15 protein-coding genes and 1 CRISPR repeat array are annotated in these 16,381 nt (G+C 67.7%); all 15 genes read left to right on the top strand.

All coding sequences use genetic code 11. The annotated features are described in order from the left end of the window. Window positions 1–28: 28 nt before the first annotated feature. A CRISPR array of direct repeats spans window positions 29–493; the repeat unit is 37 nt; unit sequence GTTTCAATCCTCAGCCCACCCGAAGGCAGGCTGCAAC. A gap of 353 nt (window positions 494–846) precedes the next feature. The 15 genes from DAERI_RS08070 to DAERI_RS08000 all read left to right on the top strand — a co-directional run bounded on the left by DAERI_RS08070 (window position 847) and on the right by DAERI_RS08000 (window position 16,339). After that, window positions 847–1,182 carry an NADH-quinone oxidoreductase subunit A gene (locus DAERI_RS08070; protein ID WP_103128907.1) on the top strand — a complete coding sequence of 112 codons (336 nt, stop codon included), beginning with the start codon at window positions 847–849 and terminating at the stop codon, window positions 1,180–1,182. Between the two features lie 49 nt (window positions 1,183–1,231). Then, window positions 1,232–1,768 (top strand): NuoB/complex I 20 kDa subunit family protein, encoded by a 537-nt coding sequence (locus DAERI_RS08065; protein WP_103128906.1) that lies wholly within the window; start codon window positions 1,232–1,234, stop codon window positions 1,766–1,768. Then, the gene (locus DAERI_RS08060; RefSeq protein WP_103128938.1) at window positions 1,765–2,409 is read left to right on the top strand and encodes an NADH-quinone oxidoreductase subunit C; all 645 of its coding nucleotides are present in this window, start codon (window positions 1,765–1,767) and stop codon (window positions 2,407–2,409) included. The genes DAERI_RS08065 and DAERI_RS08060 overlap by 4 nt, the downstream gene beginning before the upstream one ends. 47 nt (window positions 2,410–2,456) lie before the next feature. Then, window positions 2,457–3,689 (top strand): NADH dehydrogenase (quinone) subunit D, encoded by a 1,233-nt coding sequence (gene nuoD, locus DAERI_RS08055; RefSeq protein WP_103128937.1) that lies wholly within the window; start codon window positions 2,457–2,459, stop codon window positions 3,687–3,689. A 94-nt stretch (window positions 3,690–3,783) separates the two neighbouring features. Further along, entirely contained in the window at window positions 3,784–4,299 is a 516-nt protein-coding gene (locus DAERI_RS08050; RefSeq protein WP_103128905.1) for a DinB family protein, read from the top strand. Window positions 4,300–4,314: 15 nt separating this feature from the next. Beyond that, window positions 4,315–4,929: an NADH-quinone oxidoreductase subunit NuoE gene (nuoE, locus tag DAERI_RS08045; protein ID WP_103128904.1), complete on the top strand. Its 615-nt coding sequence runs from the start codon at window positions 4,315–4,317 to the stop codon at window positions 4,927–4,929. Beyond that, complete coding sequence (gene nuoF, locus DAERI_RS08040; RefSeq protein WP_103128903.1) at window positions 4,926–6,266, top strand: NADH-quinone oxidoreductase subunit NuoF; 1,341 nt, start codon at window positions 4,926–4,928, stop codon at window positions 6,264–6,266. Before nuoE ends, nuoF begins: the two co-directional genes overlap by 4 nt. Before the next feature lie 49 nt (window positions 6,267–6,315). After that, window positions 6,316–8,502, top strand: a complete 2,187-nt coding sequence (gene nuoG / locus DAERI_RS08035; protein WP_103128902.1) for an NADH-quinone oxidoreductase subunit NuoG — start codon at window positions 6,316–6,318, stop codon at window positions 8,500–8,502. 88 nt (window positions 8,503–8,590) lie between these two features. Continuing rightward, window positions 8,591–9,757: an NADH-quinone oxidoreductase subunit NuoH gene (gene nuoH, locus DAERI_RS08030; RefSeq protein ID WP_103128901.1), complete on the top strand. Its 1,167-nt coding sequence runs from the start codon at window positions 8,591–8,593 to the stop codon at window positions 9,755–9,757. Window positions 9,758–9,907: 150 nt separating this feature from the next. Beyond that, on the top strand, window positions 9,908–10,447 hold the full coding sequence (nuoI, locus tag DAERI_RS08025; RefSeq protein ID WP_103128900.1) for an NADH-quinone oxidoreductase subunit NuoI: 540 nt from the start codon (window positions 9,908–9,910) through the stop codon (window positions 10,445–10,447). Between the two features lie 106 nt (window positions 10,448–10,553). Beyond that, window positions 10,554–11,129 carry an NADH-quinone oxidoreductase subunit J family protein gene (locus tag DAERI_RS08020; RefSeq protein WP_103128899.1) on the top strand — a complete coding sequence of 192 codons (576 nt, stop codon included), beginning with the start codon at window positions 10,554–10,556 and terminating at the stop codon, window positions 11,127–11,129. Next, on the top strand, window positions 11,129–11,431 hold the full coding sequence (gene nuoK, locus DAERI_RS08015) for an NADH-quinone oxidoreductase subunit NuoK (RefSeq protein WP_103128898.1): 303 nt from the start codon (window positions 11,129–11,131) through the stop codon (window positions 11,429–11,431). Before DAERI_RS08020 ends, nuoK begins: the two co-directional genes overlap by 1 nt. An 8-nt stretch (window positions 11,432–11,439) precedes the next feature. Beyond that, entirely contained in the window at window positions 11,440–13,356 is a 1,917-nt protein-coding gene (nuoL, locus tag DAERI_RS08010) for an NADH-quinone oxidoreductase subunit L (protein WP_103128897.1), read from the top strand. A 109-nt stretch (window positions 13,357–13,465) separates the two neighbouring features. Then, the gene (locus DAERI_RS08005; protein WP_103128896.1) at window positions 13,466–14,890 is read left to right on the top strand and encodes an NADH-quinone oxidoreductase subunit M; all 1,425 of its coding nucleotides are present in this window, start codon (window positions 13,466–13,468) and stop codon (window positions 14,888–14,890) included. Beyond that, on the top strand, window positions 14,891–16,339 hold the full coding sequence (locus DAERI_RS08000) for an NADH-quinone oxidoreductase subunit N (protein WP_103128895.1): 1,449 nt from the start codon (window positions 14,891–14,893) through the stop codon (window positions 16,337–16,339). The last annotated feature ends 42 nt before the right edge of the window (window positions 16,340–16,381 follow it).

The following is a 16,381-nucleotide window of genomic DNA, read 5'->3' as shown; positions in this document are numbered from 1 at the left end:
ACAGCCCCGGCACCGCTGAGCTGCTGGTGTTTCAATCCTCAGCCCACCCGAAGGCAGGCTGCAACGCCCGTTCCCGAAGGCGTCCGGGGTGCGGCCGGTGTTTCAATCCTCAGCCCACCCGAAGGCAGGCTGCAACGCAGGGCCGCGGCCTTCGCCAGCATCAAGGGATTGTTTCAATCCTCAGCCCACCCGAAGGCAGGCTGCAACTCGAGGCCGACATGGGGCGGATCAGCCCCACCGAGGTTTCAATCCTCAGCCCACCCGAAGGCAGGCTGCAACACTCGCTCTCGGACGCCCCCGCAGCAGCCGCACGTTTCAATCCTCAGCCCACCCGAAGGCAGGCTGCAACCTGATGCCGGACCTAGGAGAGAGGACGACATGACCGGTTTCAATCCTCAGCCCACCCGAAGGCAGGCTGCAACGATGCCGGTGACGGTGGGGGAGACGCAAACGGCGGTTTCAATCCTCAGCCCACCCGAAGGCAGGCTGCAACGGTAGTGTCGCCGCTCCTCGACCAGAACGCAAGTTCCGCAGGTTGCAACGCGAACTCCCTATTGAAGGAGGGGTGGAACAGCCCGCCCGCCCCGCCTCGAGGGAAAGGAGCTGCGCGACGCCTGTACTTTCCGGCGGCGCGAGACCCCCACCTTCCCCCCACCAAACCAGGTTCGCGCATCGTCTCAGGCGCCGTTTCGTGATAGAACATGAGGCGTACCACAAGTCGGTTCGGATCAGGTTCGTCAGCCCTCTCTTTTTTTACTCCCGCTAGTGCTCTTTTTCACAAAGTAGTAGGAGTAGAGAAACAGAGGCAGAAGGGAGACTCCCATCGAGTACGCGAATTTCGTGATCATGCTGCTTATCGCGCTGGGCATCGGCGTGCTGGCGGTGGTCGTCTCGGCGCTGCTGGGGCCGAAGAAGGCGAGCCGCACCAAGCTGATGGCCTACGAGAGCGGCAACGACCCGGAGCACGGCGGCGTGGGCACCGGCCAGCGTTTCCCGGTGCATTTCTACCTCGTCGCCATGCTGTTCATCGTCTTCGACATTGAGACGGCCTTTTTCTACCCGCTCGCAGTGGCTTACCAGAAGCTGGTGCCCTTCGCCTTCTGGGAAGCGGTGACGTTCGTGGGCCTGCTGCTGGTGGGGTACTACTACATCCTGAAAAAAGGGGTGCTGGAGTGGTCTTGAGAGCAAGGGCAACGCAGAGGGTCCCCTCAAGCCTCCTGGAGGTTCCCGTATGGCGCTGAAAGAACTCTTCGACCGCGACTGGCAGGAACTGGAATCCGAGGGCATCCTCTTTTCCAGCCTGGAGAAGCTGGTCGCCTGGGGCCGCTCCAACAGCCTGTGGCCCGCGACCTTCGGCCTGGCCTGCTGCGCCATCGAGATGATGAGTAGCACCGACGGGCGCAACGACCTCGCGCGCTTCGGGTCGGAGGTGTTCCGCGCGAGCCCGAGACAGGCAGACGTGATGATCGTGGCCGGTCGGCTAAGCAAGAAGATGGCCCCGATCATGCGCCGGGTGTACGACCAGATGCCCGACCCCAAGTGGGTCATCAGTATGGGTGCCTGCGCGAGCAGCGGCGGCATGTTCAACAACTACGCCGTCGTGCAGAACGTGGATCATGTCGTGCCCGTGGACATCTACGTGCCCGGCTGCCCGCCCCGCCCCGAGGCGCTGATCTACGCCGTCATGCAGCTTCAGAAAAAGGTGCGCGGCGAGGCCTACGACGAGCGCGGCCAGGAACTCCCGATGGTGGAGGCGTGGACCAGATGAGCGAGCGAATTGTCGTGACGACTGCGACGCCCGGGGCCGAGGTCGTGGAAAGCGGCAGTGTCGGCGAGTTGATGATGGAACTTGGACTGGGGGCGGACAAGACGAGCGAGCTGACCGCTATCGTTCCCGCCGAACGTCTGCGGGAGGTGGCCTCCCTGCTCAAGGAACGCGGCTTCATGCTGATGGACGTGGTGGGGGTGGATTACAGCGCCTACCCCGAGCGCCGCCCCGCCCGCTTCGCCGTGCTGCATAACGTCTACCACCCCGAGTCGCACCGCCGCCTCTTCCTGCGCGTGTGGCTGAACGAGGGCGAGCCGCTCGACAGCCTCTACCCCGTCTGGAAGGCCGCCAACTACCTGGAGCGCGAGGTGTACGACCTGATCGGCGTGGAGTTCGTCGGGCACCCCGACCTCCGCAAGATCCTGACGCCGGACGACCTGGAAGGCCATCCCCTCCGCAAGGACTATCCCATCGGCGAGACGCCCGTGCCCTTCCGCGAGGGCCGCTTCATCGACCCCGCCGCCTTCCGCGCGGGCCTGACGGGGCAGAGCCGGGGTCTGACGGGCTGGCGTGGCGAACTCCGGCGCGGTGAGGGCGAGGACCGCGTGCCGCCCGTGATGCCCGCAGGGGGACCGAAATGACCATCAAGGACCGGGACCCGAACTCCGGCACGTTGCCCCGCACCCAGATGACGCAGGGGCATCAGGAGTCCACGTCGGCCGAGCGGCTCGGGGGGCAGACGGGCGCCCTGCTGCACACCGAGATCATGAGCCTGAACGTAGGGCCGCAGCACCCTTCCACGCACGGCGTCCTGCGGCTCGTGGTGGATATGGACGGCGAGTACGTGGTGAAGGTCACGCCGCACATGGGCTACCTGCACACGGGCTTCGAGAAGACCTTTGAGCACCGCACCTACCACCAGGGCGTGACCTATGCGCCGCGCACCGACTATCTCCACTGTTTCGGCCACGAACTCGCCTACGTGCTGAGCGTGGAAAAGCTGCTGGGGGCGCAGGTGCCCGAGCGGGCGACCACCGTGCGCGTGATCCTGCACGAACTCGGGCGCATTCACTCCCACCTCGTCTTCGTGGGGACGGGGCTGCTCGACCTCGGCGCGCTGACGCCCTTCTTCTACGCCTTCCGCGAGAAGGAGGCCTTGCAGGACCTCTTCGAGGCCGTGTGCGGCTACCGGATGAACCAGGGGTATTTCCGGGTCGGAGGCCTGTCGCGCGACATCCCCGAGGACTGGCCCGCCCGCGTCTCCGCCTTCCTCGACACCTTCGAGAAGGGCGTGGACGAGTACGAGACGCTGTTCGCCAAGAACCCGATCTTCCTCGACCGGGCGACGGGTGTGGGCGTCATTCCGCGCGACGTGGCGATTGACCTGGGGCTGACCGGGCCGAACCTGCGCGCGTCCGGCGTGCCCCTCGACCACCGCAAGGCCAACCCCTACTGCGGCTACGAGACCTACGACTTCGAGGTGCCGTACTCCACGGCCGGGGACAGCCTCGCCCGCTTCCAACTGCGCCTGATGGAGTTCCGCGAGAGCGCCAAGATCGTCCGGCAGGCGCTGAAACGCCTCGCGCCCGGCCCGATCAAGGACCCCAACCGCAAGATTTCCCTGCCGCCCCGGCAAGAGCTGGAGACGAGCATGGAGGCGGTCATCCACCACTTCAAGCTCGTCACGGAAGGCTTCCACCCCCCGGTCGGCGAGGTGTACGTGCCCATTGAGTCCGCCCGCGGTGAGGTCGGCTACTACATCGTCTCGGACGGCGGCTCGATGCCCTACCGGGTGAAGATCCGCGCGCCGAGCTTCGTGAACCTCCAGGCGCTGGAGTACGCCTGCGTGGGGGCGCAGTTCGCCGACCTCATCACCATCCTGGCGACGATCGACCCGGTGCTGGGGGATGTGGACCGGTGAACAGGAACGTGGTCAGCGTTCAGCCGTCAGCAGATCGGGCGCTGGGGTTCACAGGCAACGGCCAACACTCCCCAGACCCATTTGAGGAGTTGTCATGACTTCCATGCCCCGTGAACTCCCCGCCGTCCTGCTCGAATCCTTTCAGCGCAATGGGCGGGTGAATGCGGCCATGCTGGACGCGATCACGGAGGCCGACCTGGACCTGAGTGACGGGCAGGGCGGCATGAGCGTGGGGCAGCATCTGGAGCACCTGGCGGGGATGCGCCGTTACTGGGTTGGGCGCGTCTCGCCCGCGCACGCCGAGGCCATGACGTTCACCACCCAGGAGGCCGATCAGCGCTTCTGGACCGTGACGCTGAGCCCCGCCGAACTCCGCGAAGCCTTCAGCCAGGGCGACGCGGCGGCGCTGGAGGCCGTGCAGAGCGCCTATGCCGAGGGCCGGAGCTTCACGGGCGTGTACGAGAGCGACCCGGCGCACTTCCTGCAACACACCATCGTCCACGACGCGCACCACCGGGGGCAGGTCATGAACCTGCTGCGGCGTGGCGGGCGCAGCCTGGAACAGATGGACGCGCTCGAACAGGCCACCTGGCCGATCTGGAAGGAGTAGGTGGGAACCTTTTCTATGGGTTACTTTTCCGACAAACAACCCCTCGTCGCCGACATCTTCAGCCGCTACCCGTCCTCCCCACAAGGGCGACGCTCGGCGCTGATGCCGCTCTTGCGCGAGGTGCAGGACGCCTTTGGGTACGTGTCGGAGACGCACATGGCGGAGATCGCCGCGTTGTGCGGCACGACGGCGACCGAGGTGCGGAGCGTGATGAGCTTCTACTCGACGTACCACACGTTGCCCACCGGCAAGTACCACCTCCAGGTCTGCTCGACCCTGATGTGCGCGCTGGCCGGAAGCGACGAGCTGTGGGACCACCTCGTCTCCACCCTGGACGTGCAGCCCGGCGAGGTCAGCCCGGACGGTCGCTTCAGCGTGCAGAAGGTGGAGTGTCTGGGGAGTTGCGGCACTGCGCCGGTCGTGCAGATCAACGACGAGGGGTACTACGAGCAGGTGACCCGTTCCAAGTGCGACCGGATGATCAAGGCGATGCGGGCGGACGCGCCCCCTCCCCCCGACAACCCCGTCCCTGTCACCGTACGGGAGGACGGGCGGCAGATGACGGCGAAGGGCGAGCGCGTCGGGGCCAGCATCCATGACCTCGCTCCCCTAACTGGAGGTGAAGTGTGACCGTCGCCGAACCCGCACCGAAACCCATTACCAGCGGCAAGGACCCGCGCTTCGCCCCCACCCTGTACGCGCACGTCGGGCAGCAGGGGAGTTGGACGCTCGACTACTACCGGCAGCACGGAGGCTACGAGGCCGTCAAGCGTGCCTTCGCCATGGGTCCCGACGCCGTGATCGACGAGGTCAAGAAGTCCGGCCTGCGCGGGCGAGGCGGAGCAGGCTTCGCCACCGGCCTCAAGTGGTCCTTCATGCCCCTCAAGGACGGCAAGCAGCACTACATCATCTGCAACGCGGACGAGTCGGAGCCGGGGTCGTTCAAGGACCGCTACCTGCTGTCGGAGGACCCCCACCAGCTCATTGAGGGCATGCTGATTGCCGGGTACGCCATGCGTGCCTCCGTCGGCTACATCTACATCCGTGGCGAGTACGTCCACGCCGCCGAGCGGATGTGGGCCGCCATCTTTGAAGCGCGGGCGGCGGGGCTGCTGGGCAAGAACGTCCTGGGCAGCGGCTTCGACTTCGAGTTGCAGGTCCACCGGGGCGCCGGGGCGTACATCTGCGGCGAGGAGACGGCGCTGATGAATTCGCTGGAGGGCCTGCGCGCCAACCCGCGCCTCAAGCCGCCCTTCCCCGCCGCCGCCGGGCTGTACGGTCTGCCGACGACGATCAACAACGTCGAGACCTTCTGCGCCGCGACCCAGATTCTCAAGTACGGCGCCGACTGGCACACGGGGATGGGCACCGAGAAGTCGAGGGGCATGAAGCTCTTCCAGATCAGCGGCCCCGTGCGGCGGCCCGGCGTGTACGAACTCCCGCTCGGCACCACCTTCCGCGAGCTGATCTACGACTGGGCGGGCGGCCCGCTGGAGGAGATGAAGGCGATCATCCCCGGCGGCTCCTCCTGCCCGATGCTGCCGTGGGACGAGAAGACGCTCGACACGCCGATGGATTACGAGAGCGTGGCTGCCGCCGGGTCCATGCTCGGCACGGGCGGCGTGACCCTGATTCCGAAGGCCGACTGCATCGTGAACGCGACCTGGAACCTCGTGCGCTTCTACGGGCACGAGTCCTGCGGCAAATGCACCCCCTGCCGCGAGGGCATCTCCTCGTGGATGACCCGCATGTACGAGAAGCTCGTGCGCGGACGCGGCCAGCCGGGCGACGTGGACCTCATCCTCGACATGAGCGACAACATCGGCGGGCGGAGCTTCTGCGCCCTCGCCGACGCCTGCCTGGGGCCGGTCCTGAGTTCCATCAAGCTCTTCCGCGAGGAGTACGACGTGCTGGCGCAGACGGGGCAGCCGATGTACCCGGCGCGGCGGCGGTGGAGGGAGAGTTGATGCTTCCGCCCCCGGTGCTGTTTTCCGTTCCCTGCCGTAAGGAGCAAGCATGAAAGTCGTTGTGGACGGCATCGAACTCGACCTGCCAGCGGGCACCAGCGCCATCGACGCGGTGTTCTCGGCAGGACGGGACGTGCCGTATTTCTGCGCCCACCAGTACCTCTCGCCCGTCGGCGCCTGCCGGATGTGCCTGATCGAGTCCGGCTCGCCGCGCAAGAACCCGGACGGCACCTTCGTGATGGAGGGCGAGGGCGACGAGGCCAAGCCCAAGATCTTCTGGTTCCCCAAGCCGATGGCCGCCTGCACCATGCAGGCCACGGAAGGGATGCACATCCGCACGGCGGCGACCTCGGAGGTCGTGGCGAAGTCGCAGGCGGGAATGATGGAGTTCACCCTCCTGAACCACCCGCTCGACTGCCCGACCTGCGACAAGGGCGGCGCGTGCGAGCTTCAGGACCGTGCCTTTGAGTACGGTTACGGAGCGAGCCGCTTCGGCTTCGACCGCCGCCACGCGGACAAGCACTACCCGCTCTCGGACTTCATCATCCTCGACCAGGAGCGCTGCATCCACTGCAAGCGCTGCGTGCGCTACTTCGAGGAGGTGCCGGGGCAGGAGGTCCTGGACTTCATCGAGCGCGGCGGGCACACCTTCATCGACACCGAGGAGGGCGGGCTGCCCACCGGCTTCCAGGGTAACATCGCGGACATCTGCCCGGTGGGGGCGCTCCTCGACAACGTGGCGCGCTTCCGGGGCCGCAATTGGGAGTACGACCACACGCCGACGACCTGCACCCTCTGCCCGGTCGGGTGCTCCATCACGGTGGATGCCCGAAATGGGCGGCTGGAGCGCATCGTCTCGCGCGAGAACCGCGAGGTGAACGAGTTCTGGCTGTGCGATGCGGGCCGCTTCGGGCACGTCTTCGCCTCCGAGGACCGGCTGACCAAACCCCTGATTCGCGTGAACGGCGAACTCCGCGAGGCGACCTGGGAGGAGGCCATCGTCGCCATGAAGCGCGGGCTGAGCGGCATGTACGCCTCCGACCTCGCCCTGTACCTGAACTCGGACTCCACGCTGGAGGAGGGCGCGGCGCTCGAAGCCCTCGCCGGGCTGACGGGCGCGCCCTCCGTGGACCACTGGCCGCGCTACCCGGTGAATGTGCCCTCCACGGCAACTCTGACGGATGTGGCGACCGCCGACGCCGTGGTGGTGCTGGGCGCCGACCTGGGCGAGGAGGCCCCGGTCGTCGAACTGCGCGTGCTGGAGATGATGCGCGGCGGCATCATCCCGCCCGAGTTCCCGCACGGCACGGCGATTGCCGACCTGCGCCTCGTCGAGCGCCCGACCCGCCACCCGGAGCGGCTGGCCGTGATCGGCCCGGATTCCCGTCTGGCGAAGCACGCCGGAACGCGCGTGAAGGTGGAGGGTGGGGGAGACCTGCTGGGCGCCCTCCTGAACCCGCGCACCGACGAGGCACGGGCGGTGTGGAAGCTGCTGACGGAGGCCAAGAACCCGGTCGTGATTCTGGGCGCGGACGTGCTGAACAATCCGTCCGGCGCGTTTGGGGCACAGGTCGCTAACCTCACCCGGCAGACGGGGGCGAAGATCCTCGCCATTCCCGCTGGGCCGAACAGCACAGGGCTCGCCCACCTCAACCTTGTCCCCCGTGCGGGCGGGCTGAGCTACAGCCGACTCGCGGACGCACGCGCGGCCTTCATCTCCCGCCTGGACCCCGGGGTGCGGGCGCGCGGCTTCACCATCGTTCACGACACACACCTGACGACGACCGCGCGACTTGCTGACGTGGTTCTCCCCGCCGTGACGAACTACGAGAAGCGCGGGACGACCGTGAACCTCGAAGGCCGCCTCCTGCCGCTGACGCAGGCAGCGCTGGATGCTGGGGAGGGCGCCGACCTGATCCGCACCCTGACCGCGCTGGCGGAGGTGCTGGAGGTTCGCGCTCCCGCCCGTGGGCTGAAGTCCGCACAAGCCCTGTTGCATAGCCGCCTCGGGGTGAATGTCGCCGACCTGCCCGCCAGTGGCCGGATTCAGCCGTTGGGCCGGACCTTCGACGCTCCAACGGGACAAACCTATGTCCCAAAGCTCTGGAAGGAGCGGATGCACGTGGACCCCGAGCGCAGGGGCAGCGGCGTCATGAACCACGCCGAGCGGCGGGAGGACCCCATGTGGGAGCTGCCCATGCTGGGCGCGGCGGTCCGCCCGGGGGGTGACGACTGATGGCTTCCACTCCGCGAAAGTCATCTCCGCTCCTGCTCGCTGCGCTCGGATGGCCGGGCGCGGGTGCCCAGCCATCGGAGGATTTCTGATGCCCGAGTGGCTCGTCCAACTCCTGATCACGCTCCTCAAGGGCGTGCTCGTCGCCTTTGCGCTGCTCACCACCTTCGCCTACATGACCCTGATCGAGCGGCGGCTCCTCGCCCGGATGCAGATTCGCCTGGGGCCGAACCGGGTGGGGCCTATGGGTCTGCTCCAGCCCCTCGCGGACGCGATCAAGAGCATCTTCAAGGAGGATGTGAGCGTCACGCTCGCGGACAAGCTGGTGTACACGCTCGCGCCCATCGTCGCCATCGGGATGGCGCTGACAGCGTTCGGCGGCATTCCCGCTGGTCCCGCCGGGTCCCTCTTCGGGGCCGACCCCTGGGTGTACAACCTCGACGCCGGAATCCTCGCGCTGCTGGCGATCACCTCGATGGGCGTGTACGGCATCTTCCTGGGCGGCTGGGCGTCGGGGTCCAAGTACCCCATCCTGGGCGGCCTGCGGTCGAGCGCGCAGATGATCTCCTACGAACTCGGCATGGGCCTGAGCATCCTGGGCCTGCTCATGCTGGTGGGGAGCACCAACTTCGTGCGGATCGTGGAGTGGCAGGCGGTGAGCGGCTGGCTGATCCTCTTCCAGTCGCTGGGCTTCGCGCTCTTCCTGGTCTCCTCCTTTGCCGAGACGAACCGCACGCCCTTCGACCTGCCCGAGGCCGAGCAGGAGATCGTGGCCGGATACCTGACCGAGTATTCGGCGATCAAGTGGGCGCTTTTCCAGATGGCGGAGTACGTCAACATGATCACCGCCTCGGCCGTGATGGCGACGCTGTTCTTCGGCGGCTACCGGGGGCCGGTGTTCCTGGAGGGCCTGATTCCCGGCATTTCCGGCTGGCCGATCATCTGGCTGGTCGTCAAGATCGCCTTCTTCCTCTTCATGTTCATCTGGGTGCGCGCCACGCTGCCCCGGCTGCGCTACGACCAGCTCATGCGCTTCGGCTGGAAGCTGCTCCTGCCCGTCGCGCTCGCCAACACGCTGCTCACCGCCGCTTACCTGGCGTTCGCGCGGGGCAGTGGGCTGTGGCTCCTCGGCCTGCTCAGCCTCGGCGGGCTCGTGCTGCTTCTCGCCCTGAGTGACCGCGTGCGCGCGCTGTGGAACACGCCGACGCAGCGGCGCGAGGGAGAGGCAGCGCCCGTCCGCACGGTGGGGGGCGACTGATGCGGGGTTACAGCGGGTTGTGCGTCTGTTTTGCAGGGGCGCCAGGCTCGCTCACCCCCTCCCAGCCTCCCCCCTCAAGGGGGAGGAGCAAAAGAGCGAACTCCCGTCAACCCATAACCCACCTCCCACAACCCTCCAAAGGAGCCACACATGGGCGTTCTTGAAATCGCCAAGGGCATGGGCGTCACGCTCGGGAAGCTCTTTCAGAAGCCGGTGACGGTGAGCTACCCCGAGCAGCGCGCGACCCTGCAACCCCGCTTCCGCGGGCGGCACGTCCTGACCCGCCACCCGGGCACCGGCCTGGAGAAGTGCATCGGCTGCTCGCTGTGCGCCGCCGTGTGCCCCGCCTACGCGATCTACGTGGAGGCCGCCGAGAACGACCCGCAGAACCCCACCAGCCCCGGCGAGCGGTACGCGAAGGTCTACGAGATCAACATGCTGCGCTGCATCTTCTGCGGCCTGTGCGAGGAAGCCTGCCCGACCGGCGCCGTGGTCCTCGGCAACGAGTTCGAGATGGCGGACTACCGTTACCGCGACCTCGTGTACGGCAAGGAGGACATGCTCGTCGGGGTGGAGGGCTCGCTGCCCCAGCGCCGGGAAGCTGCACGCACGGGCAAACCTGTGCGGCTGGGCTTCCAAGTGCCGCAGGGCCCGCGCCAGGAACTGGAGGGGGTGGAGTACCCGAGATGATGGCCGAATGTGTTGGTAGGACAGGGAAGTGGGCCGCACGCCCCCTCACCCCGGCCCTCTCCCACGAGGGGAGAGGGAGCAAGACACGCCACACCCGGGGCCGCCCATGATCGCCTTCATGCTCCTCGGCGCGCTGGCCCTGGTGGGCGCGATCATCACCATCGCGGCGAAGAATGCGGTTCACGCGGCGCTGGGGTTGGTTGGCACGCTGCTCAGTGTTGCCGGGCTCTTCGCCAGCCTGAACGCCTCGTTCCTGGCGGCGACGCAGGTGATCGTGTACGCGGGCGCGATCATGGTGCTGTTCCTGTTCGTGATCATGCTGCTGGGCGCCAATCAGCCCATCTCGGGGCGCGACCCGGTGCCCTTCGTGCGGGAGCTGGCGGGCATCGGCGGGGTGGTGCTGGCGGGGGCGCTGGCGGTGCTGGCGCTGACGTACCGTGATCCCCGCCCGCTGGCCGAGGGGGCTCAGGCGCTGCGCGGCGGCGGGGCCGGGCCGGTCGGCGAGGTGCTGCTGACCCGCTTCCTGCTGCCGTTCGAGGCGGTCAGCATCCTGCTGCTCGTGGCGATTGTGGGGGCGGTGGCCCTGGTGCAGCGGCCCGTGCCGCAGCCGGACGGCGTGCCTGACACGGAGGCCGTGAGCCTGCCCCTCCCCGGCGCCGAGCGGGAGGAGGTGCGCGCCTGATGGCCCCGACCGGCTACTACGTCGCCCTCTCGGGCCTGCTGTTCGCCATCGGCATGATCGGCGTGCTGACCCGCCGCACCGCGATCATGGTCTTCCTGAGCGTCGAGCTCATGCTGAACGCCTCGAACCTCGCGCTGGTGGCCTTCGCGCGCTCGTGGGGGGACCTCACCGCGCAGACGGCCGTGTTCATCGTGATGACCCTCGCCGCCGCCGAGGTCGCCATCGGCCTGGCGATCATCGTCGCCATCTTCCGCAAGCGCGAGACCACGAACGTGGACGACCTCGCCACCCTGAAAGGCTGAGTGCGGGCGTGCCCCTGTATTTGCTGCCTCTCTTCCCGCTGCTCGGCTTCGCGCTGCTGATCTGCCTGCCCCGCCTCTTTCCCGGCCGCTCGGCGGGCTGGCTCGGCTCGGCCACCGTGCTGGCGAGTTTCGTCGTCGCCGTGCTGCGCTACCTGGGCCAGACGGACACCGCCGCCCACGAGGTGCTGTGGACCTGGCTGCCGAACATGGCGCTGAACGCCAACCTCGCGGTCGGGTTCTGGTATGACCAGCTCTCCGCGCTGATGGCGCTGATCATCACGGGCGTGGGCTTCCTGATCCACGTCTATTCCGTCAGCTACATGGGCCACGACCCCAAGTTCGTCCGCTTCTTCGCGTTCATGAACTTCTTCGTGGCGATGATGCTGATTCTGGTCCTCGCCGACTCGTATCCCCTCATGTTCGTGGGCTGGGAGGGGGTGGGCGTGGCGAGCTACCTCCTGATCGGCTTCTGGTTCAGTGGCCGCAACTCGGAGGCCGAAGCCAGCGACATCCGCGCGGCGAGCGACCGCGAGGGCGTGGCGAACTCCAACGCCGCGCGCAAGGCGTTCATCATGAACCGCATCGGCGACCTGGGGTTCATGTTCGGGATGTTCCTGATCTACAAGCTCTACGGCACGCTGGTCATCCCCGAACTCTTGCAGCGGGTGGAGGGCGCGCAGGTCGCCGTCGCCGGAATCGAACTCGCCTGCCTGTTCCTGCTCGTCGGGGCGGTCGGCAAGAGCGGTCAATTGCCGCTGACGACGTGGCTCCCGGACGCGATGGCCGGTCCCACGCCTGTCTCTGCCCTGATCCACGCGGCCACGATGGTCACGGCGGGTGTCTACCTCGTCGCGCGCAGCCACTTCCTGTACGACCTCGCGCCCGTCGCCTCAACCTGGGTGGCGTGGGTCGGCGGGCTGACGGCGCTCTACGGGGCACTCTCGGCGCTGAACCAGCACGACATCAAGAAGATTCTGGCGTACTCGACGGTCTCGCAACTCGGGTACATGTTCATGGGTGTGGGCCTGCACGCCTACTCGGCGGGCGTGTTCCACCTGCTGACGCACGCTTTCTTCAAGGCGCTCCTCTTCCTGGCGGCGGGGGCCGTGATCCACGCCCTGCACGAGGAACAGGACGTGCGCGCGATGGGCGGGATGCGGCGCTTTATGCCCTTCACGCACATCGTCTCGCTGATGGGGGTGCTCGCCATCGCCGGGATCCCGATCTGGAGCGGCTTCTTCTCCAAGGACGCGATTCTGGCCGCCGCCTTTGAAGCCAGTCCGGGCCTGTACGTGATCGGGCTGGGCGTGGCGCTGCTGACCGCCTTCTACATGGGGCGCTGGTACTTCCTGGTGTGGCGTGGGGAGTACCGGGGCCACGTCGCGCACCCCCATGAGGCCGACACGGTGATGCAGGTGCCGCTGGGCATCCTGGCCGCGCTCGCCACGTTCGGCGGGTTCCTGAATATCCCCACCTTCCTGGGGGGCGGGCACGCCTTCGACAACTACCTGAGCCGGGCCGTTCCCGTTCATGCCCACGAAATCCCCGTGACGACCGAGTGGGTGCTGACGATCCTCGCGGTTGCCGCTGGTATTGGCGGGTTGCTGTGGGCGCTCGCCGAGCACCGTGCCCGCAGCCTGGCGAATGGGCCGCTGGGGCGGACGAGCTCCAATGCCCTGTACCTCGACCGCATCTACGACAGCCTGTTCAGCATCCCCAGCCGCGCGATTGCCGACGGGCTGGACGTGGTGGACCGGGGCGTGGAGGGCACGCTGGGCGGTATCGCGCGCAACAGCGCCGCTCCGGGAGGCCTCTTCACCCGCTGGCAGAGCGGCTTCGTGCGGGCCTACGCGGTCTCGATGCTCCTGGGCACGGCGCTGATCCTGGGGTACTGGGCGATCAAGACGATTGGGGGCGCGGCGTGAGGGGTGAGTCAAGGTTGCCGGGTCGCCCCCTCACCCCCAACCCCTCTCCCACGGGGGGAGAGGGGAGAAAAAAGGCTCTCCCGGCTCTCGATTCGGTAAGGGGCGCTCAATGATCCACCTGATGATTTTCCTGCCCCTGCTGGGGTCGCTCGCGCTGCTCGCCACCCCCCGGCGCTGGCGGGAGGAGGTGGCGGGCTTCGTCGCCGCCCTCACCCTGGGGCTGGGTCTGCTGATCTGGCGGGGGGGCGGCGCGGAACTCTTCAGCGTGAACTGGGTGCCCGCGCTCGGCGTGACGTACTCGGTGGCGCTGGACGGGGTGAGCCTCGCGCTGGCGCTGGTCACGGCCTTCATGTCCCTCGTCGCGGTGCTGTACGCGGCGCGGCGAATCGAGAATCCCGGCACCATGCTCTCGCTCGTGCTGGCGATGGAGACCGGCCTGCTGGGCATCTTCGCCGCGCGGGACCTCGTGCTGTTCTACGTGTTCTTCGAGGACGCTCTGCTGCCCGCGCTGATGATGCTGGCGATCTACGGCAAGCCGAACCGGATGCGGGCCCTCGTGCAGTTTGCGGCGTACACGCTGTTCGGCAGCCTGCTGATGCTGCTCTCGATCATCGGCGTGAAGTATTACGGGGGCAGCCCGACCTTCGCGCTCGCGGACCTTGTCAACTACCCGGTGACGGGGGTGACGCAGACGTGGCTGTACCTGGGCTTTCTCGCCGCGATGGCCGTCAAGCTCCCGATGTGGCCGCTGCACGCCTGGCTGCCCGACTTCCACGAGCAGAACCACGACAGCGGCGTGCCGGACGTGATGGGCACGCTCTACAAGGTGGGGGGCTACGGCATCTTCACCTTCGGCTTGCCGCTCTTTCCTGACGCCTCGGAGCAACTCCGCCCGATTCTGATGGGGCTGGCGGCCTTCACCGCCCTGTACGCCGCGTGGATCGCCTTTCGGCAAACGGACTGGAAACGGCTGCTCGCCTACGCGGGCCTGTCGCACATGGGGCTCGTGGCGCTCGGCGTGTTCAGCCTGAACGAGACGGCGACCATCGGGGCGATGTATCTCCTCGCCTTCCAGAACGTGTACACCGGGGCGCTCTTCCTCTCGGTCGGGATGCTTCAGGAGCGGGTGGGCAGCGTCCACACCCGCGTCGGCGGGGTGATGACCCAGGCGGGGGCGCTCGGCGGGATGACGATGGCGCTGTGGTTCGCCTCCATCGCCGTGCCGGGCCTGGCGGGCTTCGTGGGTGAGTTCAGCGTGCTGCTGGGCTCCTATCAGGTGCAGCCGTGGATCACCTTCGTGGCGGGCCTCTCAACCATCGCCGCCGCCGCCTACGCGCTGACCGCCTACCAGACGACCTTCTGGCAGGGCCGACCCCTCGGTGGCGTTCGGGTGGCCGACCTGCGCCACACCGAATGGCTGGTCCTCGGCCTGCCGCTCGCCGTGGCCCTCTTCTTCGGGGTGTACTCCTCACCGGCCCTCCGCCTGATTCAGCCCGCCGTGCGCGGCGTTCTTTCCGCTCTGGGGGGCCAGTAGATGCTGCAAATTCCTGACGTGTACCTCGCGCCGCTGCTGCCCATCCTGATCGTGCTGGCGGGGGCGGTGGCGAGCACCGTGCTGGGCTTCTCGCTGCCCCGCCGGGCGCTGACGATCATCAACCTCGTGCTGCTGGGGGTGAGTGCGGTCAGCATGGGCGCACTCTGGAACAGCGGCGCAACGGCCTTTGGGGGAGGCCTGCGGGCCGACAACGCCGCCATCCTGCTGGGCATCAGCATCCTGGTCGGCAGCGCGATGACGCTGCTCGTGAGCCTGGACACCGCCTTCCGCGCCCGCGTCAGCTTCCCCGAGTTCGACGCGATGCTGATGTACTCGGTGACGGGCACGCTCCTGATCGCCTTTTCGGGCGACCTGATCACCATGCTGATCGGCCTGGAGATCATGAGCCTGAGCAGTTACGTCCTCGCCACCCTGCAAGACTCGCGCCGGGCGGAGGAGTCGGGCCTGAAGTACTTCCTGCTGGGCGCGGTGGGGAGCGCCATCCTGATCTACGGGATCGCCCTGGTCTACGGCGCGACGGGCAGCCTGAACTACGCGGGGATCGCGGAGCGGACGGCGGGGCTCACCCCGCAGAACGTCGCCATCCTGGTCGGCGGGGCGCTGCTGCTGCTCGCGGGCTTCGCGTTCAAGGTCGCTCTCGCCCCCTTCCACCAGTGGACGCCCGACGTGTACACGGGCGCGCCGACGAGCGTGAGCCTCTTCCTGAGCACCGTGGTCAAGGTCGCCGCCTTCGCCGGGATGCTGCGGGTCTTCGGCGGGGCGCTCCAGAACGCGCCGGGCTGGGCCTCGGTCCTCCAGATCCTGACGGCGGCGACGCTCATCATCGGGAATGCCGCCGCACTCTTCCAGCCCAACTTCAAGCGGATGATGGCGTACTCGGCGGTCGCGCACACGGGCTTCCTGGCGATGACGCTGCTGGGCGTGCCCGGTCTGGGCGGGGCAGCATTGGCGTACTACCTCCTCGTCTATACCTTGATGACCGCCGCCGCCCTCGCCATCGTCGCGGCGCTGCAGCGCACCGAGGCGGGCATGAGCATCTCCGACCTGCGCGGGCTGTACTACCGCCACCCGGCCTACGCCGTCGCCCTGGCGGTCTGTCTCGCTTCTCTGGCCGGGCTGCCGCCCTTCGCGGGCTTCTTCGGCAAGTATCTCGCGTTCCAGGCGGCCTTCCAGAACGGGTACGTGTGGCTCTCCGTCCTCGCGGCCCTCGCCAGCGTCGCCGCGCTCGTGTACTACCTGCGCCCCGCGATGCTCATGTTCATGCCCGACCGCACCCCCGCCCGCGAGTACCCCCACGGGGAGCGCGCGGCCACGACCTTTACCGTCGCCCTGGGCGTGGTCGGCATCACCGTGCTGGGCATCCTGCCCAACCTGTGGTACGGGTGGGCGGCGAACCCGGCGATCTGGGAGACGCTGGCGGGAAGGTAAAAAGCGATCAGCATTCAGCCGTCAGCGAGCTGCTGGCGGCTG

Source organism: Deinococcus aerius, from assembly GCF_002897375.1.
GTDB classification, from domain to species: domain Bacteria; phylum Deinococcota; class Deinococci; order Deinococcales; family Deinococcaceae; genus Deinococcus; species Deinococcus aerius.
Note: the sequence above shows the minus strand (reverse complement) of the source record. Positions and strands in the feature narration are given on the sequence as shown.